Below are 24,481 nucleotides of genomic sequence, written 5' to 3'. Positions count from 1 at the left end.
GAGCAGCCGAGCGGCCTCACCACAGGTGGCGCGACCGCTCGGGATGATCGCAGTGACAACTGAAGATTGACACATGGTCCCGTGGTGAAGTCTGGAGTTCACGCCGCCCTGTCAAGGCGGAGGTCGCGGGTTCGAATCCCGTCGGGACCGCGTTAGTTGGTAGCGCAGCACCAGCAACACAGCACAAGACATGGGCAGGTAGCTCAGTCGGTACGAGCGTCCGCCTGAAAAGCGGAAGGTCGGCGGTTCGACCCCGCCCCTGCCCACCACCTCTGACCAGCGATTTTACCTCGCAACAGAGATCATCTAGAGTGTTTTGTAGATCGTTATGTAGCAACGGGTGTAGCAACGCCGACCGTAGGCAGGCGGCGGACGGTCACCCGTACACCCCCGCTGACCTGCACAGATGCTTCCCGCAGACCGTCCGCTTCGGGGCAACACGGTCAAGCCGGCTCTCGCCCGTCGCGGTGCCGCTCCGATCGCGTCCGACGTTGCGCAAGTGTCCTGGTCAGGCGTCCGCTTCCGGACCCAGACTCGGCGCCGCTCCGCGTTGGACGCGCTGCTGAAGGCGTGGGACCTGCGCGTCCACACTCGCGGTCCAGCTCGCCTCGTGGCTCTCGGGACGGACGCCGGCTGTTGCTACATCGGTAGCTACACATGCGCCGCATAACCTAACGGAGCTAGCTGATGCAGCCGTGTGACCTGCGTCGACGTGCGCAGCGGAGCGGCCGGACCGTCCGTTTCAGCGGCGGGCGGTCTTGGGACGTCTGGGAGACGTGAACCGATCAGCGGAGCGCGGTGACGTACCCAAGGGCTGCGAAACGGCCGTCTATGACTGCGGCCGTCGAGGACGTCAGGGGTTGCCGAGGCCGGCCGCGCGTGCCTTGACGATGGCCTGGGAGCGTTCGGAGACCTGCAGCTTGGTGAAGATGTTGGACACGTGGTTCCGCACGGTCTTGAGACTGATCATCAGTTCGTGGGCGATGGTCGCGTTGCCCTTTCCGGCGGCGACCATCTCCAGCACCTCACGTTCGCGCTCGGTGAGCGACGGGAAGGCGACGGCCGGCGATCCGGCACCCTGGGCGAAGTGCGCGATGACGCGCTGCGCGATCTGCGCGCCGAAGATCGCCTCGCCCGCCGCGGCCGCCCGGACCGCCCGCTCGATCTCGTCCTGGTCGGCGCCCTTGAGCAGGTAGCCCCGGGCACCGGCCCGCATCGCGGCGAAGACCGAGTCGTCGTCCTCGAACATCGTCAGGACGACGACCGCGGCGGCGCAGCCGGCGTGGCGCAGCCTGCGGGTGGCCTCGATGCCGTCGAGATCGGGCATCCGCAGATCCATGAGGATCACGTCGGGCGACAGCGCCAAGCCCTGCTCGACGGCCTGCACGCCGGTGGCGGCCGCGCCCGCGATCTCCATGTCCGCGATGGGGCCGAGCATGAGCTCCAGGCCGCGGCGGTAGGCCGGGTGGTCGTCCGCGATGAGCAGCCGGATCACGCGTCGATCTCCACGGGCTCATCCTGGCCCAGCGGTAGCACGGCGCGCACGATCAGGCCGCCCCCGGGCCTGCTGGTGATCGTGCAGCTTCCACCGAGCTCGGCAGCCCGCTCCCGCATCGACGCCCAGCCCACCCCCGGGTGGGCGTCGGGCGTGGCGCCGCGGCCGTTGTCGCTGACCGTCAGCTCGAAGGTGCCCGTCAGCTCGACACCGACGAGGCACCGGCTCGCGCCCGAATGCCGGGCGGCGTTCGTCATCGCCTCGGACGCGATCCGGAACGCGGCGACCTCGACGGCGGCCGGGAGCGGCGGGGCGGGCGGCCCCGTCACCTCGAACGCGACGGCACCGGACAGCGCGACGGCGCGCTGCCGGATCGCCTCCAGCAGGCCGACCTCGTCGATCGCCGGTGGGCGCAGGTCGTCCACCAGCCGGCGCACCTCGGCGATCGCCGCCCTGACCTCCTCGCGTGTCTCGACGATCAGCGCGTCCCGTTCCACCGGCTCGGTCCGCGACTGGATGGCGCCCAGCCTCAGCACGAGCGAGGCCAGGGACGGCCCGAGCCCGTCATGCAGGTCCCGGCGCAGCCGCCGCCGCTCCTCCTCCCGGCCGGAGACGATGCGGCTGCGGGACTCGCGCAGCCGCTCGCTCAGCTGCTCGGAGCGGACCAGGATCGCGGCGTAGCGGGCCAGGTCCGCGAGCAGGTCCTCGTCGTCGCGCGAGAAGTCGCGCCTGTGGGGCTCCAGAATCCGGGTTTCGGCCGGTGAGCTGGCCTTTTGCGGTTGAGGATCTTCCGCGGGAGGTGTCAGGCGGCGTTACGGTACTCGTTGATCAATCCGCCGAGGATGCGGGTGCGCCGGACGGTGGAATTCGACGTCGGGGTGACCACGGGTGGCGAGTCGGGTGGGTGCTGGCTGAGGGAGCGGTGAGGCCGATGGGTGTTGAAATGCTCGGCGTAGCTGTCGAGGACCGATGTTAGGTGCCGTTCGGAGACGATCAACAGCCTGTCGGTGCATTCACGGCGGGCGGTGCCGACCCAGCGTTCCGCGATCGCGTTCGCCTGTGGGGCTTGCGGGGGTGTGCGTACCACGTCGATGCCGGCCCCGGTGAAGACAGCGTCGAACGAGGCCGTGAATTTCGTGTCGCGGTCACGGAGAAGGAGCCGGAGCCGGTGGCTGCGCTCCTCGAGATTCATCAGCAGGTTCCGTGCCTGCTGGGTGACCCAGGCCGTGGTCGGATGCTTCGTGACCCCGAGGACATGAACACGGCGGGTGGCGTGTTCGACGACGAAGAACACGTAGATCCGCTGCAGGAACACGGTGTCCACCGTGAAGAAATCGCAGGCCAGCAGGCCGGACGCCTGGGCGCGCAGAAACGTCCGCCAGGAGGCGTCGGCCCGCCGGGGTGCGGGATCGACACCGGCGCGGTGCAGGATCCGCCAGACGGTGGCGACTCCGACCGGGTAGCCCAGCCCGATCAGTTCGCCCTGGATCCTGCGGTGGCCCCAAGTCGGGTTCTCCTGCGCGAGGCGCAGGACCAGTTCGCGGATCTCTCTGCGGACCGGCGGCCGTCCGGGCGACTTCCGTGGATAGGTCCATTTGCGTGCGAGGAGGTCGCGGTGCCAGCGCAGCACGGTGGCGGGGGTGACGAAGAACGAACCCCAGCGGGCTCGGGGGAGCAGCCGGGACAGGGCTGCGAGGATCACCCGATCCGCTGGTTCCAGCGTCGGACGGTTCACTTGCCGTCGTAACACTGCCACTTGGTGTCGCAGGATGAGGAGCTCCACGTCCTTCGCGGTGTCGCCGCGCACGCGGAGCAGCATCAGTCCGAGAGTGTTGCGTGTCAGGGCGTAGAGCAGCGACCACACCATGACTATCCAGCCTGCCCGACGCAGGCCCAGTCCGCCGGGCAAACGCGCAGGTCACCGCCCAAATCGGGGTTGTGGAGCCCCACAGTCTCGAACCGCGCCCAGGGAGTGGGGATTGGTACCTCGAGCGGGCTGGCGTCCTCGTGCCACGCCTGATTCAGGCCCGGATCGACCGGCCCGCCGTCGCGGAGTAGGTCTGGCTTCGTAAGCGGCAAGGGGGACCAGATGTACCCGGTCTCGGAAATCATTCGAACCCACTGGGGGCTGGAGCGTGAGCAGCCTGGCCACCTGTGATGACGGGCTCGCGGTTGCGGCCAAGGGATGCCGGAGTCACAGCGATTGACAGCTCCCGCCGCCGGTTGTCGGAATGCGCGTCACGTAGGTGGTAAGCCCTGTGCTGTCGACGGGCGCGGGCGGTCGCGAGCAGACTGTCGTGGCGGCGGGCGGGCCACGGACCCGGTCATACCTTCATGCAGGCAGGGCGAGAGCCGGCGAGGATTGTCCGCCCATCGCCGTTGGTAGGCTGCCGACCATGGCGGAGCTGAGTGACGTCGAGCTGGATGTGCTGGTCGAGCGTGCCGTCGTCGATGCCTATGGTGAGGACGAACAGCTCACGGCGTTTCATGCCGTGATCGGGGACAGTCTCGCTGTTCCCTTCCGGACCGCCGTCCTGGGCGTGGAAGTGACGGTGATGGGGATCGATCTGCTGTCTGGGAGCGGTATCGTCGCGGTCTGCGCCCGTGGGAGGTACCGCCAGGCAATCGGGATTCTGGATCTGCCGCTGCCCGACCCTCCTCCGGGTGGGGCGGAATGGATCGAGGCCTACCGGCGCTGGGCGCTCTGACGGCGACGTGACAAAAATCAGGTAGAGGATGTCCACGTACCAGTACTACGAGTTCCTGGCCGTCGACCGGCCTCTGGACGCACGGCAGCAGGACGAGGTCCGTGCGCTGTCCACCCGGGCCAGGATCACCGCCACCAGTTTCACCAATGAATACCACTGGGGTGACTTCCGTGGTGATCCTCGGAAGATGGTGGAGCGATTCTATGACGCCCATCTCTATCTTGCCAGCTGGGGCACCCACCGGGTGATGCTCCGCCTGCCCCGTGCCCTTCTCGGCCTCAAGGTCGCCGAGCAGTACTGTGTCGATCCGCAGGTGACCGCCTGGACCACCAGAGAGCATCTCGTCCTCGATCTGAGTAGCGAGGACGAGGGCGGGGACTGGGTGGAGGGCGCCGAGGACTCGTTGTCGGCGATCGTCGGTGTCCGTGCCGAACTCGCCGCCGGTGATCTGCGGCCTCTTTACCTGGCCTGGCTGGCGGGCTACGGGGTGTGGGAACGCGACGAGGAGGCCTTCGACGACGAGGCCGAGGACGATCTCGAGCCACCGTTGCCCGCCGGGCTGGGTTCCCTGACCGCGCCGCAGCGGGCCCTGGCGGACTTCCTCCGTCTCGACGCCGATCTGCTTGCCAGCGCGGCCCAGGCGAGTCCGCCTGCGGCCCAGGCCAGGGACGATCCCCGCGCACTGGCCAGGTGGATCAAGGATCTTCCCGCCGGCGACAAGGAGAAGCTCCTGCTCCAGGTCACGCAGGGCCACGGGGCCCGGGTCCAGAGGGAAGTGTTGCGACGCTTTCGTGGCGAGCCCGATCCCCGCCGGGATGGCCGTCCCCGCCGTACGGTCGCCCACCTGTTGGACGCCGCCGCGGACATCCGCCAGGAACACCGGCGGAACGCCGAGGCTGCTCGTGCCGAGCAGGATGCTCGCGATGCCCGGGAGCGTGGGCTGGCCCGGGAGAAACGGCTGGACGCTCTGGCCCGCGATGAGGACATGGCCTGGGGGCGCGTCGACGTGCTGATCGACGCCCGCAGGCAGAGCGACTACGACGCGGCCATCGACCTCCTCGGGGATCTGCGGGCGCTGGCCTCACGTGCCGGCACCACGGCGGAGTTCGCCCGGCGGTGCACGCGCCTGCGCCAGGAGCATCTCCGGAAGCCCAGCCTGATCGCCCGTTTCGACCGCGCCGGCCTCGGGGCGGCCGGCAGCCCGCTTTGTCTCGACGAGGGCGGGTAGATGACGCGAGAGCGGACGGAGATGCGGGCGAGTCGGGGGGCGGAGGTGACGGCTTGGCCGGAGGTCACCGGTGGAGGCCGGCGACATGATCAGCGGCGTACTGTAGTGACGTGGACTCGTTGCGCGCGTTCCGGACGGTTGACGACGCCGCGGCCGTCGCGGCTGGCATGGTCGCGGCCGAGTCCCGCCTGCAGGACGTCTGGCGCCACGCCGTGATTCAGATGCTCGACGACTACACCAGCGTGCTGCGCCATCAGGGCCTCGAGGCCGCGAGCGCGATGTGGGCCGACCGCCCACGGCTGTCCGGCGACCGTCGAGTGGACGCGGCACTCGCCGCGCTCGGAGAACACCTCGCCCGTAGAGACGGCTGGCAGCCCCCCCCGTGGGTGCGCGATCCGGCGCTGGAGGCAGTGCCTTGGTGGTTCGTCACCACGTTGAAGGGTCTGCATCCTCGGGCGTTGGTCGAGTCCCCGCTGTCGTTCCGTAAGCGGGGTGTGTTCATCACCGGTGGCGCGCTCCAGCGGGCGTGACATGGCCAGCCCGGGTCTCGGCCGTGAGTCGATCACCAGCCTGCTCCAGGAACTCAACGACGAACTGGGCCTGCGCGGCGCGAAGGCGGACCTTTTCCTGGTCGGCGGCGCCGCGCTCGCCCTTGTCTACGATGCGACCCGATCAACCCGCGATCTTGACGCCGTTTTCCTGCCCACCGACGTCGTCCGTGCCGCGGCCTCCGCGCTCGCCGAGCGCCATGGCCTCTCGGCCGACTGGCTCAACGATGCGGTGAAAGGCTTCCTGCCTGGCCCGGACCTGGCCGCGACCAGGTACTTCGAAGCCGACCACCTCACCGTTGACGTCGCCTCCGCCGAGTACCTGCTCGCGATGAAGCTGTTCGCGGCCCGCGTCGAAGCCGACGCCGAGGACATCGTGTTCCTGTACCGCACGCTCGGCTACACCACCGTGGACGAAGGCCTCGACCTCGTCCAGTCCGTGTACCGCGGCCGCCCGATCGACGCGAAGGTCCAGTTCCTCCTCGAAGAGATCGTCGATGCGCTCCAGGACGGCACCGACGGCACAGCTCACGGGGGGGCTCTGCCTGACCTGACCTGACTTGGCCCAGGCGTGGGGCGCCCTACCCCTGGGCTGTGCCCGCGACCCGGCCCTGCAAGTTAATCCGGCAGCCGTCGTCGATGGGTCGGTGGCGGACGCACGGCGGCGTCGCCGTGTGTCTCCGCCGGTAGGCGGCCTGTTCGTGTGATCGGGGATGCTGATCGTGGGCCCGGGGATCGTGGGCTGGTGGTTCGGGTTGTCCCCGCCCCTGCCCACTGGTCACTGTGACTATTGGTGTGACCTGGCATTTTGTCGTACTTCTTGCTTGGTGCAAAGCTCGCACAATCCGAACCGCTGCCTGGTTCGCTCGGGCAGGTCCTGGGGGGCTCCAGAGCTCGGTCACCGGTGTTGAGTCGGGCCTCTTCGCGAGTCATGCTGCGCAGGTCCCGCTCGTATTAGCGCAGACGTCCGTTCGCGCGCAGCATTTGTACGGCTTTCAGGGTCACCAGGCCGCGCCATTCGGCTGCCTGCGCGGGCGACCAGGCGGCCCAGTCGAACGTCCAGCCTGTGGGGCTCCAGAACCCCGATTTGGGCGGTGACCTGCGCGTTTACCCGCCGGACGGGGCCCATGTCGGGCAGGCTGGATGGTCATGGTGTGGTCGCTGCTCTACGCCCTGACACGCAACGCTCTCGGCCCGATGTTGCTCCGGATGCGTGGGGACACCGCGAAGGACGTCGAGCTCCTTGTCCTGCGACACCAGGTGGCGGTGCTGCGACGACAGGTCCACCGCCCAGCGCTGGAACCGGCGGATCGGGTGATCCCCGCAGCCCTGTCCCGGCTGCTACCCCGGGCCCGCCGGGGTTCGTCCTTCGTCACCCCCGCCACCGTGCTGCGCTGGCACCGCGACCTCCCCGCACGACGATGGACCCACCCACGCAAGACACCCGGACGGCCGCCGGTCCGCCGGGAGATCCGCGAGCTGGTCCTGCGCCTCGCGCAGGAGAACCCGACCTGGGGCCACCGCAGGATTTAAGAGGGTGTCTCATGTGGGGTGCGGGAGTTTCTTCCAGCAGGTGAGCGCGGCGGCCAGGCAGAGGAAGCCAAGGAAGTTCCGGCCGTGGTGTTCGTAGCGCAGGGTCAGCCGGCGGTATCCACCCAGCCAGGCCAGGGTTCTACCGGTGCCGGCCGAGACGTTCGGTGCTCTCCACGCCGCGTCGGGCGGTCCGCGTTCTGATCCGCTGGCGACGCAGGAAACGACGTAGGTCCGGCTGGTCGTAGGCCTTGTCCGCCCGCAGCGTGTCCGGGTGGCGCCGGCGCGGCCCGTGCCGGGAGCGGACCGCGGGGATGCTGGCCACCAGCGGGATCAGGACCTGGCTGTCGTGCAGGTTCGCGGTGGAGACCGCCACGACCAGGGGCAACCCGGCCCCGTCGGTCAGGACATGGATTTTCGAGCCCGCCTTGCCGCGATCGACCGGGTTCGGACCGGTCAGAGACCCCCTTTTCTCGCCCGCAGGCTGGCGGCGTCCACGATCACCGAAGACCAGTCGAGATCACCAGCGGCGCCATGGACGTCGAGCACCGCCTGGTGCAACCGGGCCCACAGACCGGCCCGGGTCCACGCCTGGAACCGGCGATGCGCGGTAGGCACCGACACTCCGAACTCGGCCGGTAGATGCCGCCAGGAACATCCCGCGGTCAGCACGTACACCACCGCGGTGAACACCGCCCGATCGGCGATCGGCGCGGTCCCACCGCCCTGGCGGCGCGTGTCGAACCGTGGCACCAGCGGTTCCACCAGCTCCCACAGATCGTCCGGGACCAGCCGCACCGCCAGGCTGTTCTCCATCACATCCATGATCAAAGATGTACCCGGAGAGCCACACGAGACACCCTCTTACAGTAACCTGCGGGCCGTGCCCGCGCCGAGCGCGCCGAACTGCGCAAACGGTCCGATGCTGGCGACTGGTCCGCCGCTCGCCGGGGTCGATGCCGACAAGGCCGCGCCCGAGGTCGTCGCCGCGCGCGTCCTCGACGGCGTCGCCGACGGCGGCAGCGTCGCGTGGCCCGACGACGCCTCGGCCGGCGCCGGTTCGGTGTACCTGGCCGACCCGGTCCGGCTGGAGGAGATGCCGGCTGGTTGACCTGGGCGCCGCCCTCGGAAGAGGGTGCAAACGCCGCGGGAACCGCCCGGCTGGCTCGACCTGGCCGGCCGGCCAGGTCGAGCCGGGCGGTTCAGCCAGCCGCCTCGGAGACGCGGTGGCGGATGCGGAACGACGCGCTCTTGGCGCGGTTCCCGCACGCGGCCATGTCGCACCAGCGCCGCGAGGTGTTGCGGGAACTGTCGATGAAGACCCATCGGCAGTCCGCCCCCCGGCACGCCTTGAGCCGGGGCCAGCCGGGTCGCGCCGTGGCACGCAGAAGGGCCGTGACGGTGGCCGCGCAGACGTCGCGAACGAGCCCGTCAGGGCCGACCGCGCGCAGGGACGGGCTACCTCGCAGATCCGGACGCAGGGTGAGACGGTCGAGCCCGGCCGGGTCGACCCGGATGTCGATGCCGTTGTTACGCAGGGCGAGGCCGCGGACCACGGCGCGCAGAGCGCGAAGCGTCGCCAGGTCCTCAGGGGTGTCGAGCCGCACGGGTCCCAGGTCGGTCGGCGCGTCCAGGCCTGCCCACCAGGCCCGCATCGCGGGCGGATCGGCGAGTTCGTCGTGCTCGCCGTGCCCGGTGTTGGCCACCGCTACGAGGAGTTCCTCGTCCGAAAGGCCTGGCCAATCCGGCTCCCGCGTCACCTGACCACCGTACGAGATTAATCGGTTGACCATCTGGATAACCGGTGTAATCGTTACGGCGGTTACATCACCGGTGGGGTGGTGTCAGGACGGGAGGCTTCGGTGGCACCGCACGACGGCACCATGACCGGCATCCAGGCCCGAGCCGGCGAGTTGTCGATCATCGTCGCCGCCGCCGTCGACGGGGTGGGCACCACCGTCTCGGTGGCCGCCCTGCATGCCGTGCGCCCGGCCGACCTGCTGGCGGTCGAACTCGGCGGGGCCGCCGCGGTACTGCTCGGGACGGCGGCGGCGACCGGGCGGCTGCACCGGCGCGGGGCGGGGCGGCACCTGCTGCTCGGCGCGCTGGTGCCTGGCCTGGCGTTTCTGCTGGGCGACCTGGGGCTGGCCCGCACCAGCGCCTCGAACGGCAGCCTGCTGCTGGCGGCCGAACCCCTGCTGTCGGTGCTGCTGGCTGTTGCCGTCCTGAGGGAACGGCTGCCCGGCCGGGGGGTGGTCGCGCTCGTCGTCGGTCTCGCGGGCGGCGCGCTCGTGGCGTTGGAGCCTGGCGTCGACCGACCCGGAGGGAACATGACGGCCGGCAATCTCCTCGTCCTCGGCGCGGTCGTCGCGGCTGCGGTGTTCCTCGTCGCCACCCGCCGTTACGGCGATGTCGGTGACGGCGTCAACGCCAGCGCCTGGCAGACGACCGGCGGAGCGTTGAGCATGGCACCGTTTGCCGCCGTCGCCTGGATCGAGGGAGGCAGCCGGCTGGGTACTGCCGGCATCACGGCCTGGGCCGCGTGTGCCGCCGTCGCGCTCTGCGGCGTAGTGAGCGGGGTCGCGTTCAACCGGGGCATCGGCCGGGTGCCCGCCGCCCGTGCCGGTCAGCTGCTGAATCTGACACCGGTGGTCGGCACGGTCACGTCCGTCGCCTTCCTCGGGGAGCGCCCGACGACACTGCAGTTGGTGGGCGGCACAGCCGTCCTCGCTGGTCTGGCACTGCTCCTGCTCAGGGGCTCGGCTCACGCCCGGCAACATCCGCTCGACGACCTGACGGGTCGCACCACCGGCGAACCCCCGGCCATGGTCGAGGTCCACGCCGGTGCGCGTGGACATCACGAAAAGGAGTCATGATCATGTTCTCCTGCGACCTGGGTGTCATGCCGCCGCTGGCGTACCCGGTCGTGCTCGCTTCTCCAACCACCTGCGAACCGCAGGCCTCAGCTCTGGGAGTCCCCGTGCCACACCGCCTTGACGGGCGGCCGCTGTTCTGCGACATGGCCCTCGCCGAACGCATCGAGCGGGTCGAAGCCCAGCTCATCACCGAAGGCAGCGAGGCGGCCCGCCGCCGTCGCCCGGGTGCGACCGGCTTCGCCGCGCCCCTTGCCGGCGGCGTGGCGAGCTTCGCCGACGAGGGCTCACCGCTGAACAAAATCGCCGGACTCGGCTTCGCCGGAGCGCCCGAGGCAGCCGACCTCGACGAGGTCGAGCGGGCGTTCGCGGCCTGTGGCGCCCCGGTCCAGGTCGAGCTGGCCCATCTCGCCGACCCGGCGGTCGGCGAGCTGCTGACCGGTCGCGGTTACCGGCTCGTGTCGTTCGAGAACGTGCTCGGCCGTGTCCTGGACGGCTGCCCGGAGCAGGCGAGGCCACCAGGCATCGAGGTCCGGCCGAGCGGCGACGACGAGTTCGAGCTGTGGCTCGACGTCGTCTTCGACGGCGTCGCCCACCCCGACACGCAGGGGGTGCCCTCGCACGAGGACTTCCCGCGCGAGGTGTTCGTGGACGCCGTGCGCGACATGGCGGCGTCCGGTGTCCGGCGTTACCTCGCTTTGTGTGACGGATCTGTCGCCGGTGGCGCCAGCATGCGTACGGCCGACGGGGTCGCGCAGCTCACCGGCGCGGCGACGGCGCCCGCGCACCGGCGCCGCGGCGTGCAGTCGGCGCTGCTGGCCGCCCGGCTCGCCGACGCGGTCACCGCCGGCTGCGACATCGCGGTCGTCACCACCCAACCCGGCTCCAAGTCCCAGCAGAACGCGCAGCGCCAGGGGTTCGACCTGCTCTACACCCGGGCCGTGCTCGTGAAACACACCTGAACAGCCCACTGCCGGGAAGGCGAGTTCGCCGATGAGTAGGGAGACGGCCGGGCGTCGCCGAGCACGCCGACGACGCTGTCCACCGCCGCCGCCCGCCGCGGGTCGTCGGACGCGGCCCTCTCACCGGAGGTTCTCCAACGCCCGCGCGTGGAGTTCGGCGCAACAGGGCGCCGGGTGGACGAAGCAGGACCAGCCATCGGCCGGGTCGCCCCTGCCGGACGACGACGACCCCCGCCAGACCGGCGGTTACCGCCTCCGTCGCCGGCTGGGGCAGGGTGGCATGGGAGCGGTCTTTTCTCGTTGCGGACCGCGAGCATCGCATGCAGGCCGGAACATGTTCGTCACGATCGTCGGAGAATCCGACCGGTATACACGTTCCTCACATGATCTCGTCGAAGACTGGCCGCGATGGCGTCGCCGACGACGGGAGCGCGGATGTCGAAGCCGAACAGGGTCGTGTCGGGGGGACGGAGAAGAACACCGGGCGCCGGGGGAGCCCGCCGTCGCGCGGCCCGTGCCGCCGCCGTCGCGCTGGTGACGACCGGCGCGCTGACGACGGCGGTGGCCGTGGCACCGGCGCGGGCGGCCACGACGGCCGTGCCCGCGACGACGTCGACGCCCGCCGGTTCGCCCGAGGATGCGGCCACGGACGGTTACGTCTACGGCTACAGCCCGGTCGCGATGGCCCGGACCAGGGCGAACTTCGTGTGCGCGAGAGGCACCGACGCGCTGGCCAACGCCCCCACCCTGTCGACACCGCTGAGCCGAAGCGTGGTGGCGCCGAACGTCGACACCCTGTACTCGTCGGCCTGGCTGGACCTGCGCGGGGGCCCGGTGCGCCTCACCCTGCCGGACACGACCGACCGTTACGTCGTGTTCCAGCTGCTCGACATCTACTCGAACACCTTCGCCGACCTCGGCACCAGGCAGAACGGCTCACAGCCCGGCACCTACCTGATCACCCCGCCGGGCTGGACCGGGACGGCGCCCGCGGGCACCACCGTGGTCGCGGCGCCGAGCTGGGACGTCTGGGCGCTCGGCCGGACGCTGGTGCGCGGCGACGGCGACCTGGCCGCGGCCCGTGCCGTGCAGGCGGGGTACACGCTGACGGTCACCGACCTCGGCGAGTCCGGGACCGTGCCACCAACACTGCCCGCGGTGGACTGCGCGAACCCGCCCGATCCACAGACCCCGGACGACGCGGGGGCGGCGTTCTTCGACGAGCTGGCCGCGGTGCTCGCCGCCGACCCGCCGCCGGCCGCGGACGCCCCGGCGCTCACCTCCCTCGCGAGCGTCGGGGTCGTCCCGGGCTCCACCCCGTCGACGGGTGACCCGGCGACGGTGGCCGCGCTCCAGGCCGGGGTCACCGCGGGCGAGGCGAAGGTGCGGGACGCGGCCGAGGACGTCCTCACGCCGTCCGGGACCTGGCTGGGGAGCTTCGAGGGCGGCACCTACGGCACCGAGTACCTGCCGCGCTCGGCGGTCGCGGTGGTCGGGCTCGGCGCGAACGTCCCCGAGGAGTCGCTGTACTACTGGTCCGGCCCGGATCTGGGCGGCGAGGCGCTGAACGGTGCCAACACCTACCGCATGCATTTCGCCGCCGGTCAGCTGCCGCCGGTCGGGTCCGCCGGATTCTGGTCGGTGACGATGTACGACGACGAGATGTTCCTGGTGCCGAACGCGCTGCGCCGCTACGCGCTGGGGGACCGCAGCGACCTCGCGGTGAACCCGGACGGGTCGATCGACATCTACCTGTCGAAGACCGCGCCGGCCGGACACCGGCAGAACTGGCTGCCGGCCCCGGACGGCCCGTTCAGTCTCATGATCCGGGCCTACATCCCGACCGACGCCGCCCTGCGCGACTCCTGGCACCCACCCGCCATCGAGCGGCTCTCCTGAGGCCCGGCGGCCCGCGGCTCTCGGCCTGGACCGCTACCGGCGCGACGGCCGTACCCACACCCTTCACGACCCGACGCGATGAAGGTGCAGCACGTCGGCCGCTGGCTGTTGTCGGGTACCCGTCCGCCGCGGCACGGACAGCTCTGAGTGCTGCTCGGTGCCGCCGCACGATGGGCCGGCGCTGAGGGGCAGCCGACGGTCAGGAGCGCAGTGGCGCGCCGGCGAAGTCGACCATCCCTTTGTCGAAGGTGACCGCCGCGTGGTAGCCGAGGGTTTCCCCGGCCCGGGCGGAGGACGCGAACACGTGTCGGACGTCGCCCGGACGGTAGCGGCCGGTGGTTGTCGGTTCTGGACCGCCGTGCGCACGCGCGAGGGCGTCCGCCATGTCGCCGATCGTGTGCGCCCGGCCGCTTCCGATGTTGAACGCGTTCAACCGGCCAGGTTCGGCATCGGGCCATTTCAGGGCGAGCCCGTTGGCCCGGGCGATGTCGGTGACGTGCACGAAGTCGCGAAGTTGGCCGCCGTCCTCGAACACCGCGGGGCTTTCGCCGCGTTCCAGGGCGCTGCGGAAGATGGACGCGACGCCCGCGTAGGGGGTGTTTTTCGGCATTCGAGGCCCGTAGGCATTGTGATAACGCAGGGCGATGACGCTGCCGCCGCTGGCCGCGGCCCACGCGGCGGAGAGGTTCTCCTGGGCTAGTTTGGTAGCCGCGTAGACGCTGCGCGGGTCGAGCGGGGCGTCCTCCGTGACGGGGCACGGTTCGAGTGGCCGCCGGCATGCCGGGCAGCGCGGTTCGAACAGGCCCGCGGCCAGGTCGGCCTCCAGCCGGCGAGCCGGGCGCACCGGGCCGTCCACGGCGCACCGGTACGCGCCTTCACCGTAGACGACCATCGAGCTCGCCAGGACCAGGCGCGGCGTTCCGGCGCGGGCCATCTCCGCCAGGAGCACGGCCGTGCCGAGGTCGTTGTGGGACACGTAGGCCGGGAGGTCGGTGAGGTCGACGCCCATGCCCACCATCGCCGCCTGGTGGCAGACGGCGTCCACACCGGCCAGGGCGGCGCGGACCTGGTCCGCGTCGCGTACGTCGCCGATCAGGAGATGTGCGCGGTCGTCGATCTCAGGCTGTCGCCGGTGCGCGTCGGGCAGCAGCGCGTCCAGGACGCGTACCTCCTCGCCGGCCGCGAGCAGGAGGTCGACGATGTGGGAGCCGATGAACCCGGCCCCGCCGGTGATGAGTACGCGCACGTCGGCGACGGTATCGCCGGGCCCACGCGCTGGACCTTACGATCCGCTGACGGCGTCGTGGCGGTCTGGTCAGGAAGCGGCGGGGAGACCGACGACGAACCGGCATCCCCCGGTGATGTTGTGGACGCTCACCTCGCCGCCGTGGGCCTCGACCACGGCGCGGACGATGGCCAGGCCGATGCCGGCGCCGGCCCCCGTGCCACTGCCGGAACCGGCGTGCTGGCCGGTCTTCGGGGGGGTCCGCGCGCTCTCGCCGCGGTAGCCGGTGTCGAAGAGCCGGTCGAGGTCGGAGGCGGGTATGCCGCCGCAGGCGTCGGAGACGGAGAGCTCCGCGCGTCCGTCCGCCACCGTCGCGGCGACGGCGACGGCGCCGTCGCTGGGGGTGTGCCGGATCGCGTTGGCCACCAGGTTGGTCAGTACTCGTCCGACCTCGACGACGTCCACCTCGAACCGGTCGGTCTCATCGACCTGGCCGGTGAGCCGGACGCCCTTGGCACGGGCGATCGGATCGGCGGTGGAGATCACTTCGGAGACGACGTCGGCGACCCGGACGTTTTCCAGGGTCAGTTCCAGGGCTCCGGAATGCAGCCTGGACAGCTCGAACAGTTCGTCGATCAGTGTGGTCAGCCGCTCGGCGTTCGACACCATCGTCCGGTGGTAGGCGGCGACGGTCTCCGGGTCGTCGACGACACCGTCGTCGAGGGCCTCGGCGACGGCCCGGATTCCCGCGATGGGGGTGCGCAGGTCGTGGCTGACCCAGGAGACCAGTTCCCGGCGGCTCGCTTCGAGGGCCCGTTCGCGTTCCAGCGCGGCCAGCAGCCGCGCGTGCGTCTCGTCGAGGGCGTGGGCGATCGCCGCGAGTTCGGCGCTGGGCGGCGGTGTGGCCAGCGGGTGGTAATCGGTGCCGCCGAGCCGGCCCGCGGCGTCGGTGAGTGCTCTGGAGGCACGCGCGACTGGCAACCCGAGCCACAGCATCATCAGGGCGGTCACCGTCCCGGAGACGGCGACCACGAGGAGTACGACGTCGAGGTCGTGGTCGGAGAGGAACATCGCCTGGGCGGTGACGGCGACCGCGGCGGCCATGCCGCTCACCCCGATGGCGATGACCGCGGCCCCCCAGACGCCCAGCGAGGCACGGCGGAACCGGCGCAGCGCCGGTGCGGCGAGGACCGGGGCCGTGATCGAGCAGGCGAGCGCGATCGCGGCGATCTGCAGTTTCGGTCCCACCGCTCAGCCGCCCCCCGTCGACCCGCCGGTGGGGACGGCGCTGACGGTCAGGTCGCACCGGTAGCCGACGCCCCACACGGTGGTGAGCACGGTGGGGGAGGTCGGATCTGTCTCGATCTTCTCCCGGAGCCGGCGGATGTGCACGGTGACGGTCGAGGTGTCGCCGTAGGTCCAGCCCCAGACCCGTTCCAGCAGCGCCGCCCGGGAGAACGCCTCGCCGGGATGCCGCAGCAGGAAGGCGAGCAGGTCGAACTCGCGGACCGTGAGCGCCAGCGTGCGCCCGTCCCGGGTGGCGGTCCGGGCGGCGACGTCGACGACGAGGCCGCCGCCACGCAGGACCGGCCGGCCGGCGACCCCCGGCGGTGGTTCCCGGGTGCGCCGCAGCACGGACTGGACCCGCAGGACGAGCTCACGGGGCGAGAACGGCTTGGTCACGTAGTCGTCGGCACCGGTCTCCAGGCCGGTGATCCGATCTGACTCCGCGCCCAGCGCGGTGAGCATCACCACCGGAACGTGACCGTGGCCACGCAGCCGGCGGCAGACCTCCAGGCCGGGCAGGCCCGGCAACATCAGGTCGAGCACGACCAGGTCCGGTGGATTCCGTTCGGCGGCCGCGAGCGCGGCCCAGCCGTCGGCCGCGGTGTCCACCTCGAAGCCGGCGTTGGACAGGTACCGGCTGACGACGTCGGCCACCGTGGTGTCGTCATCGACCAGCAGGACCCGTGCCACGCCGCCCACGGTAGACGGGGGGATACGCCCCGGACGCGCGGCACGGTCGGACGTTCGTGATTCGTAACCTCTGCCGGCGGTGTCGCCGCGGGCGGCCCCGCTACCCGCTTCGTTCCTCGTTCCGTAAGAACTGTGAGCACGTTCGGTGACTAGCGTGCGGCCCATGGTCGCTGAACGCGGTTCGCCGGGCATCGCCCACCGGCCCCCGGCCGGACATGTCGAAGGGGACGGATCCGCGGGTCCGCGAGCATCCGCCGTCTCCCGGGAGTCGGAGGGTTCGGCACCGTCAGCCGATCCCCCCGGCCTCGCCGACGCGGTTCCCCCCGGCCTCGCCGACACGGTGGATGTGATCTTCCCGTGCCTGGACGAGGCTGCCGCGTTGCCCTGGGTGCTCTCGCGCCTGCCAGCCGGCTACCGGGCGATCGTCGCCGACAACGGGTCCAGGGACGGCTCGGCGCGCCTGGCTCGGGAACTCGGCGCCGAGGTGGTCTCGGTGCCCCAGCGTGGCTATGGAGCCGCTGTCCACGCCGGCCTGCTCGCGTCCACCGCCACCGTCGTCTGCTGCTGCGACGCCGACGCGTCCCTCGACCCGGCCGAGCTCCCGCGGCTCGTCCGGTCGGTGACCGACGGCCGGGCGGATCTGGTCCTCGGTCGGCGGCGACCGGCCGCCGCCGGAGCCTGGCCCGTGCACGCCAGGGTCGGAAACGCCGTGGTCGTAGCCGCCGTGCGGCGGCGGTGCGGGGTGCCGATCCGTGACCTGGGTCCGATGCGGGTGGCCCGCCGGACCGATCTGCTCAGGCTGGGGATCACCGACCGACGGTTCGGCTATCCACTGGAGCTCGTCGCCCGCGCGGCCGCCGCCGGCTGGCACATCGCCGAGTCCGACGTCCGGTACCTGCCCCGCAGCGGCAGGTCCAAGGTCACCGGAACGGCCACCGGAACCGCCCGCGCGGTCCGGGACATGTCGGCGATCCTGCGCCGGCTGCCATGACCGACCGCGGTCAAGAGAACCACGAACAGCCGGCCGCCGTGTCCGGGCGGCCGGAGTCCGCCGCCGGGCTGTACCTGCTCGTCATCGCCAAGGAACCGGTGCCCGGGCGGGTCAAGACCCGTCTGACGCCTCCTTACAGCCCGGCCGAGGCCGCCCGGCTGGCGGCTGCCGCGCTCGCGGACACCCTCGACGCGGTCGCTGCCGCGAGCCGGACGCTGAGGGCCCGGCCGATGGTCGTCCTCGACGGTCAGCCGGGTCCCTGGCTGCCGCCGGAGTTCACCGTGGTCGGTCAGACCGACGGACCGTTCGACGTCCGTCTCGCCGCGGCCTTCGACGCCGTGCACGGACAGCCCGCCCTGCTGATCGGGATGGACACCCCGCAGCTCGACCAGGACGATCTGGTCGCCGCGGCGCGGCGGATGCGCGCCGGCTCCGACGCCGTCCTCGGGCGGGCGCTCGACGGCGGCTGGTGGGCGCTGGGACTGCGCTCGTCGGACGGCAGCCTGGTGCGGGGCGTGCGGACGTCGACAGCCGAGACCGGCGCGCACCAGCGTGCCCGGCTGCGCGCGGCGGGCCTGCGGGTGGGGGAACTGGCCGTGCTCCGTGACGTCGACACCGTCGCGGACGTGGCGCCGGTGGCCGCCCTCGCACCCGGCAGCCGGTTCGCCGCGGTCGTCGACGACCTCCGACCGCGACTCGCGGTGCCGGTCGGAGCGGCGGGGGAGTGGGGATGACCACCCAGGCGGCGTGGGTCCGGCCACGTGACGTTCGCCCCCGGCCTCATCCGAGCGAGCTCTACGAGGTCGCGCTGCGCACTCCGGCCGTCGGCCTGTGGGCGGTGCATCCCGCGGGACGCGGGTTACTTCCGGTGGATCAGTGGCTGGGCGGCCTCGTCCCGGGCGACGAGGCGATGGTCGAGGCCTGCGCCGGGCCCACCCTGGACGTCGGATGCGGTCCCGGGCGCATCGCCGCGGCTCTCGTCCGCCGCGGCGTGCCGGCGCTCGGCATCGACGTCGCGGCGGGTGCGGTCCTGCTGGCCCGGCGCGCCGGGGCGGTGGCGCTGCACCGGGACGTGTTCGGGCCCGTCCCGGGTGCCGGGGACTGGCGCGAGATCCTGCTGGCGGACGGCAACATCGGCATCGGCGGTGATCCGGTCCGGCTGCTGAGCCGCGTGGCGACGCTGCTGGCCCGCGACGGCCGTGCCCTGGTGGAGCTCGACGCTCCCGGCCGGCCGACGCGGAGCTACCTGGCGACGCTGGAAGCGGCGGGTGTCACCAGCGCTCCGTTCCGGTGGGCCGCGGTGGGGGTGGACGGGATCGGCCCGGTCGCCGAGGCCGCCGGGCTGGCCGTCACCGGTGTGTCCGAACGAGCCGGTCGGTACTTCGCCGGGCTCGGTCCAGCTGGTCGGCCCAGGCCCGGCACCGCCGAGTGAACGGTGGCGGTCGGTCTCAGCCCGGGAGGCGCGACCGCCACCATCGGTAGGCCATGAGCATCGAGGCGACCGCCCAGACACCGCCCAGCACGATCAGCAGGTTGCGCCCGTAGGGCAGCGCGTCGACCGACGGGTTGCCCGGGCTGCCGCCGTAGCCGCGCCACAGCGGAAGGCTGGCCAGGGCGACCGATCCGGAGACGATCAGGGCCCCCTGGACCACCGCGCGGTACGGCCCGGGAACGAGCCGGCTCAGCACGAGGCCGATCAGCGCGACGACCGGCACCACGACCACGTCGTGGGCGACGATCCCTGTCAGCAGCCAGGCCAGCGAGTTCGCCGGGTGGGTGGCCCGGGTGTGCGTCATCAGCCCGGCGATGCCGTAGCCGGCCACCGCCAAACCCGTGAGCGCGGCGAGCCCGCGCGCGGCGAACCCGCGCGCGAGCCGGCGCAGGATCCGGCCACGGTCGGTGCCGTTCACACCATCACCACCCGGTGCACCCATTTCGTCTGCAGGACCCCCGGCCGGTTGGGCGCGATCAGCCGCGCCGGGTAGCCGTGGTCGAGGTGGAGAACCTCGCCGCCGAGCCGGGTGGCCAGCAGCGTCGCCGGATCCCGGGCGTGCGTCGGCCCGACCTCACTGGTCCGGTAGCCCCCCCGGGATTCCAGGGACTCCACCCGCACGCCGGCGTCCGCCGGGATGCCGGCCCGGTCGAGCAGGTCGGTCAGGCGCACACCGGTCCACGTCGCGTCCGCCGCCCAGCCCTCCACGCAGGTGATCGGAAGCCGCACGGTGGTGCGGCTCCACGCGTTCAGCTCGGCCAGCGACAGGGAGAACGGCCGGGGCCCGACGACGGTGAGCCGGTAGCCGGGGTCCCGGGCGACGACGAGCACGCGGGCCGCGGCCGCCGTCCGGTTGACCGGTAGCCGTTGCGGCCCCACACCGGGTTTGCGGGGCGCCAGCAGGACGGTGTCACCGAGCCCGGGAACGAACTGCCCGGCCGTCGTCGCCGTGATCACACCGGCGGCGGTGCCCACCGCCAGGCCGAACCCGCGTCTGGACAGTCCGTCGCCGGCGGGCTCGGGGCGGCTGACCCGGTCGGTCAACTGTGCCCGCGCCGCCCGGCCGCGGCCGACGTTGGCCCGGACGACGGCGAACTTCGCCGCGATGTGCACGACCAGCGCGCCGATCGTGATCCAGGCGACCCAGTAGTGCGTGACGGTGAAGAAGAACCGGAACGGATACCACTGGGCGATGTTCGCGACGCCGGTCGCGAGCTGGAAGACCGCACCGGCGATCAGCGGCACGATCGAGATCCGTTCCAGCGCGTGCGCGACGGTCCGCACCGGCGGCCACTCCCACAGCCGCGGATAGACCGTCCACAGCTTCGCCAGCAGCAGCGGCACACTCGCCAGCCCGGTCGTGACGTGCAGCCCCTGGGTCAGCCGGTAGAACCAGACCGGCCGTGACCACCAGTGCAGCCAGCTCGGCGGATGCTGCATGAAGTGCGAGACGAGCCCGGTGGCGAACGCCGTCCCGAACGTGACACCGAGCCAGATCCCGAGCAGCGACGCCATCCGCGGATCGTGCAGGCGGCTGCTGAAGGCTCCGGGGCGGAACGGTCCGCGGCGCAACCGCTCGGGCGAAGTGGGCGACGTCCTGACGCGTGGTTCCACGCACGGACAGTAAGGGGACGGATCCCGCGAGATCCCTGATCGTCTCCTTACGATTCGCGGATGTCCCGGGCGGCACCGTCTCTGGACGGTCCTGAGGCGGCAGGCTCGCCCCATGGTCGCCAGTTCCCGCGTCACCCGCCGTGACACCACGCGCGACGAGCTCTCGGCGCGCGCCCACGCGCGCGGGCCGCGATCCAGCCGCCTGCGGTTGTCCGGGGCGGGTGTTCTGCTGGCCGGCGTCCTGGGCCTCGAAGTCGCGGTGATGACGCGGCCGGGGCCGCTGCCCGGCGGGCCGGCTGTTCTCTACCTCGTCCTCGGCTGGTGGGCGGTGGCCCTGGCCGCGGTCGCCGTGCTGGCGCGGATGGCGCCGGGGCGCGCCCTGACCGTGTTGCTGCTGGTCGGTGCCGTGGCGGTGCACGCCCTGGCGCTCACGTCCGGCCCGCGCATGAGCGACGACCTCTACCGCTACGCCTGGGACGGAAAAGTGTCCAGCGCGGGCATCGACCCGTATCGCCACGCCACCGACTCCAGGGAACTGGCACCGCTGCGGGACCGCTGGCTGTGGCCCGATCCAGCGGGCTGCGCCGACCTCGGACGCCGCCCCGGGTGCACGAGGATCAACTATCCGACGGCCCACACGATCTACCCGCCGGTCGCCCAGGCCTACTTCGCGGCCGTGCACTACCTGCCCGGTCCACCCCGGGAGAACAAGATCCAGATGTACGCCGCCGTGCTGTCGCTGCTGCTGACCCTCCTGCTGATCCGGGTGCTTCCCCTGTTCGGCCACCCCCCGGGCCTGGCCGCCGTCTACGCCTGGGGGCCGGCGGCCGGACTCGACGTCGGCATGGACGCCCATGTCGACGTGCTCGCCGTACTCGCCGTCGTCGCCGGGCTGGCGCTGCTCGCCCGAGCGCGGGCCGGGCCGATCGACGGGGGAGGAGCCCCAGCCGGGACCGGTCCCCCGGCGGGCGGCGGCGCGGGCGACCGGGAGCGAGACGACGCGCGGACGTTCCGGTCGCGTCCGTCGCGGCGGGTCGCGGTCGCGGCCGGGGCACTGCTGGGAGCCGCCGTGGCGGTCAAGCTCTACCCCGCGCTCCTGCTGCCCGCCGCCGCGCGGCGCCGCCCCGTCGTCATCGGTGCGGCCGCCGCGGTCGTCGGTCTGTCCTACCTGCCGCATGTCGCCGTGGTCGGCACCGACGTGCTGGGATTCCTGCCCCAGTACCTGTCGGTCGAGGGCTACGCGGAAGGACACCGTTTCCTGCTGCTCGGCCTGGTGGGCCTGACCGGGACGGCGACGAAGACGGCCGCCGCGCTGATGATCGCCGCGACGGCCCTCGCGGTGTGGCGCACCGACCCGACCCGGATACCCGTGGAACGCGCGGCCCTGTGGCTGGTCGGGACGGCCTTTCTCGTCGCCACGCCGGCCCAGCCCTGGTACGCGGTGCTGCTCGCCGTGCTGGCCGTGCTCGCCGGCCGCCTCGAATGGATCGCGGTCGCCATCGGGCCGTACGTGCTGTACATGGCTCTCTTCCGGAACCTGGTCATCTCCGACACCTACGCCCGACCCGGTGGATATGTCCTGGGCGCCGCCGCCGTCGCGCTCACCGCGGGGGTTCGCTGGGCCAGAGGGCGTTGGAGAACCTCTGCGCGAGCCGGAACGTAATCGCCATCGCGCCCCGACCGCCGACTCTGCCGACCCTGGGCCGGATCGTCGTCCTCGACGGCGATCACATCGTTTGACAGGGCACACACGAGGACCTGCTTGCGCTGGGCGGGCGACCAGCACCTGTGGTGCCGGTAGAGCGGCGGCCTGATCGGCTCCATCGACCCGGTCAGTTCCGGGCTGCCCACCGAGACCGCTCCGAACCCGAAAAACAACACACAAAAAACTTCTCCCCGGAAACCGCGGTTTCCGGGGAGAAGTGATTTCTAGTAGCGGGGACAGGATTTGAACCTGTGACCTCTGGGTTATGAGCCCAGCGAGCTACCGAGCTGCTCCACCCCGCGTCGTATCTTTTACTATACAGGGGCACTGAGGTCAGATGTCAAACGAGTGGGCCGACTGGTTTTTCGGCCACCGCGGTCGGCCCGGTACCTCGTGCTCCCCTGTCCTGCCGCGCCTGGGTGCATCGCCACCTCGGCGTCCCCTGCCTATCGGCACCCGGCCTGCCCGCCGGCTGGTGGGACCTCTGGCGCTACATCGACAACGATCCCATCGTGCTGGTCACGCCCGAGCCCTGCTCGCCAGCTCACAGGGAGGACAGACGTCCTACCTCGACGCCGACTTCTCCGACCCGGAGGCGATCCGGCCCTCCCTGGAGCTGCGTCCGAAGAACGGGTCTCACCTCACTCCCGGGTTTCGCGGGGTTCGGATCGGTCCTCGTCCGGGGAGTGAACGACCTCTCCGTCCCGGATCTCGCCCCGCCAGGAGCCGGTGGCCTCCCCACTGAACATGACGAAGCGGCGGAAGTGCTTCAGATCCAGCCGGGCCCGTCGCCCACCGGCGCGCCAGAGGTTGCCGGTCTTCTCCATGAATCCGCTGGGGTAGTACTCCATCGCCAGCAGCACGCGCGTCAGGTCGTCGGCGAGCGGGTGGAAGGTGACGGCGCCCTTGACCGAGCCCTTCGCTCCCTCGGATGTCCAGACGATCCGGCGGTCGGGGATCTGCTCGGTGACCTTCGCCTGCCAGCTGCGCCGGGACTTGAAAACCTTGACCCGCCAGTTCTGCTCGGTCTCGCTCTTGGCCTCGACCGCCTCGACGCCTTTCATGAACTTGGCGAACTCGGGGTACTGCGTCCACTGGTCGTAGGCGACCGACACCGGTACGCCGATGTCCACCGACTCCTCGATGTTCATCGCCTTGGGCGGCCCGCTCTTCCCACCGGCCTTTCCCTTGGCCGCGCCGAAGACCCCCTTCACCTTGTCCTTGACGTTCGACATGATCGTCCCGGCCGCCGCCTTCAGCGGAGACTGGCCCTCGACCAGTCTCCCGGCGCCCTCGGCGAGCGACGAGATCCGCCCGCCGGAGTCGCTGAGACCGTTGAGTTTGTCCGTGCTGGAGGTGAGTCGCTCACTGACCCGCCCGACCAGCCGGCTGCCGCCCGCCTTCGCCAGGTCTCCCGCCTGGTCGGCGAGCTTCTTGCTCGCCGGACTGCGCAGGAGGGTGCCGATCAGGCTGCGCGGTTGCTCCGTCGTCCGGGTCATCGCGCACCTCCACCGGTGGATCCCCGCGCCGCCCGCTCGAGTGGTTCGCGGCCGGTGTCCCGGCGCGGTCCGGCGGACCTGTCCGGGACCCGCCGCTCGGCGGCGGGCTCCGTCCCGCCCTCGTCGCTGTCGTCCTGATCGGCCGCGCGGCCCGCTTCCGTCCTGTCGTGGCCGGTGGCGTTCTGTGTTTCAGCGTGGTCCTCGTCTACCGGGCCGTCGCCGCCCGGGCCACGTTCGTCGGCGCGTTCCGAGGACGGCCGACCGCCGCCTTCGCGATCACGGGGCTTGCCGGGCGTCACAGCACCGACGAGGCCTTCGACGCCTTCGGTGGCGGCCTCGGCTCCCTCCCGGACGACCTTCTCCGAGTCCCGGACGACCTTCTCTGAGTCCCGGACGACCTTCTCCGAGTCGCCCAGCGTCGCCGTCAGCCGTTCCGTGCGCTTGGTCAGCGCATCGGAGAGTCGACCGATCTGGGCCTCGTACACCGCCACCGCGGCGCGCCGGCCGGCTTCCGTGGCCGGCCCCCTGATCTGGTTGATCAGCTGTTCGCCGTCCGCGGAGCGCAACAGCCGGACCACCTGGTCGCGCACGACGTCCTTCGCGTGATAGTTGCGACCGGAGATCCACAGCCCCAGGCCGATGGCTGCCTTGGCCTTTTTCGTCCGGCCGAGGACATAACCTCCCGCGAGCGCCAGGGCACATTTGATGTTGATCATCGAGGCTCCTCTCTCTCCC

General features: G+C 71.5%; 23 protein-coding genes, 3 tRNA genes and 3 pseudogenes. 16 read left to right on the top strand and 13 right to left on the bottom strand.

Translation table 11 applies throughout. The features are described from left to right. The first annotated feature begins 75 nt into the window (after positions 1-75). Both B056_RS0121345 and B056_RS0121340 read left to right on the top strand, forming a co-directional pair. Positions 76-150: transfer RNA gene (locus B056_RS0121345), tRNA-Asp, on the top strand. A gap of 42 nt (positions 151-192) precedes the next feature. Next, positions 193-269, top strand: a tRNA-Phe gene (locus B056_RS0121340). 584 nt (positions 270-853) lie between these two features. On the opposite strand, the gene B056_RS0121335 is transcribed toward B056_RS0121340, so the two are convergent. From B056_RS0121335 to B056_RS0121320, 3 genes are all read right to left on the bottom strand, one after another. Further along, a complete protein-coding gene (locus B056_RS0121335; RefSeq protein ID WP_018503897.1) occupies positions 854-1,495 on the bottom strand; it encodes a response regulator in 642 nt (213 codons plus the stop codon). After that, a complete protein-coding gene (locus B056_RS0121330; RefSeq protein ID WP_268258384.1) occupies positions 1,492-2,079 on the bottom strand; it encodes a sensor histidine kinase in 588 nt (195 codons plus the stop codon). Before B056_RS0121330 ends, B056_RS0121335 begins: the two co-directional genes overlap by 4 nt. A gap of 218 nt (positions 2,080-2,297) precedes the next feature. Further along, positions 2,298-3,362: an integrase core domain-containing protein gene (locus B056_RS0121320; RefSeq protein ID WP_018503894.1), complete on the bottom strand. Its 1,065-nt coding sequence runs from the start codon at positions 3,360-3,362 to the stop codon at positions 2,298-2,300. A gap of 529 nt (positions 3,363-3,891) precedes the next feature. On the opposite strand from B056_RS0121320, the gene B056_RS0121315 reads away from it, so the two are divergent. The 5 genes and pseudogenes from B056_RS0121315 to B056_RS0121295 all read left to right on the top strand — a co-directional run. Next, positions 3,892-4,203 carry a hypothetical protein gene (locus B056_RS0121315; RefSeq protein ID WP_018503892.1) on the top strand — a complete coding sequence of 104 codons (312 nt, stop codon included), beginning with the start codon at positions 3,892-3,894 and terminating at the stop codon, positions 4,201-4,203. A 28-nt stretch (positions 4,204-4,231) separates the two neighbouring features. Next, positions 4,232-5,431 carry a hypothetical protein gene (locus B056_RS0121310; RefSeq protein ID WP_018503891.1) on the top strand — a complete coding sequence of 400 codons (1,200 nt, stop codon included), beginning with the start codon at positions 4,232-4,234 and terminating at the stop codon, positions 5,429-5,431. A gap of 110 nt (positions 5,432-5,541) precedes the next feature. Beyond that, complete coding sequence (locus B056_RS0121305) at positions 5,542-5,961, top strand: hypothetical protein (RefSeq protein ID WP_018503890.1); 420 nt, start codon at positions 5,542-5,544, stop codon at positions 5,959-5,961. Then, complete coding sequence (locus B056_RS0121300) at positions 5,939-6,538, top strand: DUF6036 family nucleotidyltransferase (protein WP_018503889.1); 600 nt, start codon at positions 5,939-5,941, stop codon at positions 6,536-6,538. The genes B056_RS0121305 and B056_RS0121300 overlap by 23 nt, the downstream gene beginning before the upstream one ends. Before the next feature lie 584 nt (positions 6,539-7,122). Then, positions 7,123-7,509: pseudogene (locus B056_RS0121295) on the top strand (integrase); the annotation flags it as partial. 12 nt (positions 7,510-7,521) lie between these two features. Here B056_RS0121295 and B056_RS42970 read toward each other — a convergent pair. Further along, a pseudogene (locus B056_RS42970) lies at positions 7,522-8,325 on the bottom strand (IS5 family transposase). 106 nt (positions 8,326-8,431) lie between these two features. Between B056_RS42970 and B056_RS0121280 the strand changes: the two are divergent. Next, positions 8,432-8,620, top strand: coding sequence for a Rossmann-fold NAD(P)-binding domain-containing protein (locus B056_RS0121280; RefSeq protein ID WP_018503885.1), 189 nt, complete (start codon positions 8,432-8,434; stop codon positions 8,618-8,620). A gap of 91 nt (positions 8,621-8,711) precedes the next feature. Here B056_RS0121280 and B056_RS0121275 read toward each other — a convergent pair whose 3' ends face one another. After that, entirely contained in the window at positions 8,712-9,215 is a 504-nt protein-coding gene (locus B056_RS0121275; protein ID WP_018503884.1) for a CGNR zinc finger domain-containing protein, read from the bottom strand. Between the two features lie 156 nt (positions 9,216-9,371). Between B056_RS0121275 and B056_RS45435 the strand changes: the two genes are divergently transcribed. From B056_RS45435 to B056_RS46115, 4 genes and pseudogenes are all read left to right on the top strand, one after another. Then, complete coding sequence (locus B056_RS45435) at positions 9,372-10,385, top strand: DMT family transporter (protein WP_018503883.1); 1,014 nt, start codon at positions 9,372-9,374, stop codon at positions 10,383-10,385. Further along, a complete protein-coding gene (locus B056_RS0121265; protein ID WP_018503882.1) occupies positions 10,382-11,344 on the top strand; it encodes a GNAT family N-acetyltransferase in 963 nt (320 codons plus the stop codon). The genes B056_RS45435 and B056_RS0121265 overlap by 4 nt, the downstream gene beginning before the upstream one ends. 435 nt (positions 11,345-11,779) lie before the next feature. Continuing rightward, the gene (locus tag B056_RS0121260; protein WP_084647217.1) at positions 11,780-13,243 is read left to right on the top strand and encodes a DUF1254 domain-containing protein; all 1,464 of its coding nucleotides are present in this window, start codon (positions 11,780-11,782) and stop codon (positions 13,241-13,243) included. 25 nt (positions 13,244-13,268) lie between these two features. Further along, positions 13,269-13,390: pseudogene (locus tag B056_RS46115) on the top strand (SfnB family sulfur acquisition oxidoreductase); the annotation flags it as partial. 52 nt (positions 13,391-13,442) lie between these two features. Here B056_RS46115 and B056_RS0121255 read toward each other — a convergent pair. From B056_RS0121255 to B056_RS0121245, 3 genes are all read right to left on the bottom strand, one after another. Beyond that, complete coding sequence (locus B056_RS0121255; protein WP_018503879.1) at positions 13,443-14,489, bottom strand: NAD-dependent epimerase/dehydratase family protein; 1,047 nt, start codon at positions 14,487-14,489, stop codon at positions 13,443-13,445. Positions 14,490-14,558: 69 nt separating this feature from the next. Then, positions 14,559-15,716: a sensor histidine kinase gene (locus B056_RS0121250; RefSeq protein WP_018503878.1), complete on the bottom strand. Its 1,158-nt coding sequence runs from the start codon at positions 15,714-15,716 to the stop codon at positions 14,559-14,561. A 3-nt stretch (positions 15,717-15,719) separates the two neighbouring features. Next, complete coding sequence (locus B056_RS0121245; protein ID WP_051105707.1) at positions 15,720-16,445, bottom strand: response regulator transcription factor; 726 nt, start codon at positions 16,443-16,445, stop codon at positions 15,720-15,722. A gap of 163 nt (positions 16,446-16,608) precedes the next feature. Here B056_RS0121245 and B056_RS0121240 point away from each other — a divergent pair, with 163 nt between their 5' ends. Genes B056_RS0121240 through B056_RS0121230 form a run of 3 tightly spaced genes read left to right on the top strand, consistent with a single transcriptional unit; the run spans position 16,609 to position 18,868 of the window. Beyond that, positions 16,609-17,436: a glycosyltransferase family 2 protein gene (locus B056_RS0121240; protein ID WP_018503876.1), complete on the top strand. Its 828-nt coding sequence runs from the start codon at positions 16,609-16,611 to the stop codon at positions 17,434-17,436. Further along, entirely contained in the window at positions 17,433-18,170 is a 738-nt protein-coding gene (locus B056_RS37460; protein WP_018503875.1) for a TIGR04282 family arsenosugar biosynthesis glycosyltransferase, read from the top strand. Before B056_RS0121240 ends, B056_RS37460 begins: the two co-directional genes overlap by 4 nt. Further along, on the top strand, positions 18,167-18,868 hold the full coding sequence (locus B056_RS0121230) for a class I SAM-dependent methyltransferase (RefSeq protein ID WP_154677159.1): 702 nt from the start codon (positions 18,167-18,169) through the stop codon (positions 18,866-18,868). Before B056_RS37460 ends, B056_RS0121230 begins: the two co-directional genes overlap by 4 nt. A gap of 16 nt (positions 18,869-18,884) precedes the next feature. Here the strand turns inward: B056_RS0121230 and B056_RS0121225 are convergent, their stop codons facing one another. Together B056_RS0121225 and B056_RS0121220 are read right to left on the bottom strand one after the other, a co-directional pair. Then, complete coding sequence (locus tag B056_RS0121225) at positions 18,885-19,346, bottom strand: hypothetical protein (RefSeq protein WP_018503873.1); 462 nt, start codon at positions 19,344-19,346, stop codon at positions 18,885-18,887. Beyond that, positions 19,343-20,500 (bottom strand): molybdopterin-dependent oxidoreductase, encoded by a 1,158-nt coding sequence (locus B056_RS0121220; RefSeq protein ID WP_018503872.1) that lies wholly within the window; start codon positions 20,498-20,500, stop codon positions 19,343-19,345. Before B056_RS0121220 ends, B056_RS0121225 begins: the two co-directional genes overlap by 4 nt. A gap of 154 nt (positions 20,501-20,654) precedes the next feature. Between B056_RS0121220 and B056_RS39605 the strand changes: the two genes are divergently transcribed. Further along, positions 20,655-22,205, top strand: coding sequence for a hypothetical protein (locus B056_RS39605; protein ID WP_018503871.1), 1,551 nt, complete (start codon positions 20,655-20,657; stop codon positions 22,203-22,205). 270 nt (positions 22,206-22,475) lie between these two features. Here B056_RS39605 and B056_RS0121210 read toward each other — a convergent pair. The 3 genes from B056_RS0121210 to B056_RS0121200 all read right to left on the bottom strand — a co-directional run bounded on the left by B056_RS0121210 (position 22,476) and on the right by B056_RS0121200 (position 24,462). Then, positions 22,476-22,549, bottom strand: a tRNA-Met gene (locus tag B056_RS0121210). A gap of 339 nt (positions 22,550-22,888) precedes the next feature. Further along, the gene (locus B056_RS37450) at positions 22,889-23,746 is read right to left on the bottom strand and encodes an SRPBCC family protein (protein WP_018503870.1); all 858 of its coding nucleotides are present in this window, start codon (positions 23,744-23,746) and stop codon (positions 22,889-22,891) included. Further along, positions 23,743-24,462: a hypothetical protein gene (locus B056_RS0121200; protein ID WP_018503869.1), complete on the bottom strand. Its 720-nt coding sequence runs from the start codon at positions 24,460-24,462 to the stop codon at positions 23,743-23,745. Before B056_RS0121200 ends, B056_RS37450 begins: the two co-directional genes overlap by 4 nt. Positions 24,463-24,481 lie beyond the last annotated feature (19 nt).

This window comes from Parafrankia discariae (assembly GCF_000373365.1).
GTDB classification, from domain to species: Bacteria; Actinomycetota; Actinomycetes; order Frankiales; family Frankiaceae; genus Parafrankia; species Parafrankia discariae.
The sequence above is the reverse complement of the archived record's forward strand: the minus strand, read 5'-3'. Positions and strand labels throughout refer to the sequence as shown.

Excerpts from the sequence above, each read along its gene's own strand:
- B056_RS0121320 (WP_018503894.1), bottom strand. The coding sequence starts at position 3,362 with ATGGTGTGGTCGCTGCTCTACGCCCTGACACGCAACACTCTCGGACTG.
- B056_RS0121315 (WP_018503892.1), top strand. The coding sequence starts at position 3,892 with ATGGCGGAGCTGAGTGACGTCGAGCTGGATGTGCTGGTCGAGCGTGCC.
- B056_RS0121310 (WP_018503891.1), top strand. The coding sequence starts at position 4,232 with ATGTCCACGTACCAGTACTACGAGTTCCTGGCCGTCGACCGGCCTCTG.
- B056_RS0121280 (WP_018503885.1), top strand. The coding sequence starts at position 8,432 with ATGCTGGCGACTGGTCCGCCGCTCGCCGGGGTCGATGCCGACAAGGCC.
- B056_RS0121265 (WP_018503882.1), top strand. The coding sequence starts at position 10,382 with ATGATCATGTTCTCCTGCGACCTGGGTGTCATGCCGCCGCTGGCGTAC.
- B056_RS0121260 (WP_084647217.1), top strand. The coding sequence starts at position 11,780 with ATGTCGAAGCCGAACAGGGTCGTGTCGGGGGGACGGAGAAGAACACCG.
- B056_RS0121240 (WP_018503876.1), top strand. The coding sequence starts at position 16,609 with ATGGTCGCTGAACGCGGTTCGCCGGGCATCGCCCACCGGCCCCCGGCC.
- B056_RS37460 (WP_018503875.1), top strand. The coding sequence starts at position 17,433 with ATGACCGACCGCGGTCAAGAGAACCACGAACAGCCGGCCGCCGTGTCC.
- B056_RS0121230 (WP_154677159.1), top strand. The coding sequence starts at position 18,167 with ATGACCACCCAGGCGGCGTGGGTCCGGCCACGTGACGTTCGCCCCCGG.
- B056_RS39605 (WP_018503871.1), top strand. The coding sequence starts at position 20,655 with ATGGTCGCCAGTTCCCGCGTCACCCGCCGTGACACCACGCGCGACGAG.
- B056_RS37450 (WP_018503870.1), bottom strand. The coding sequence starts at position 23,746 with ATGACCCGGACGACGGAGCAACCGCGCAGCCTGATCGGCACCCTCCTG.
- B056_RS0121200 (WP_018503869.1), bottom strand. The coding sequence starts at position 24,462 with ATGATCAACATCAAATGTGCCCTGGCGCTCGCGGGAGGTTATGTCCTC.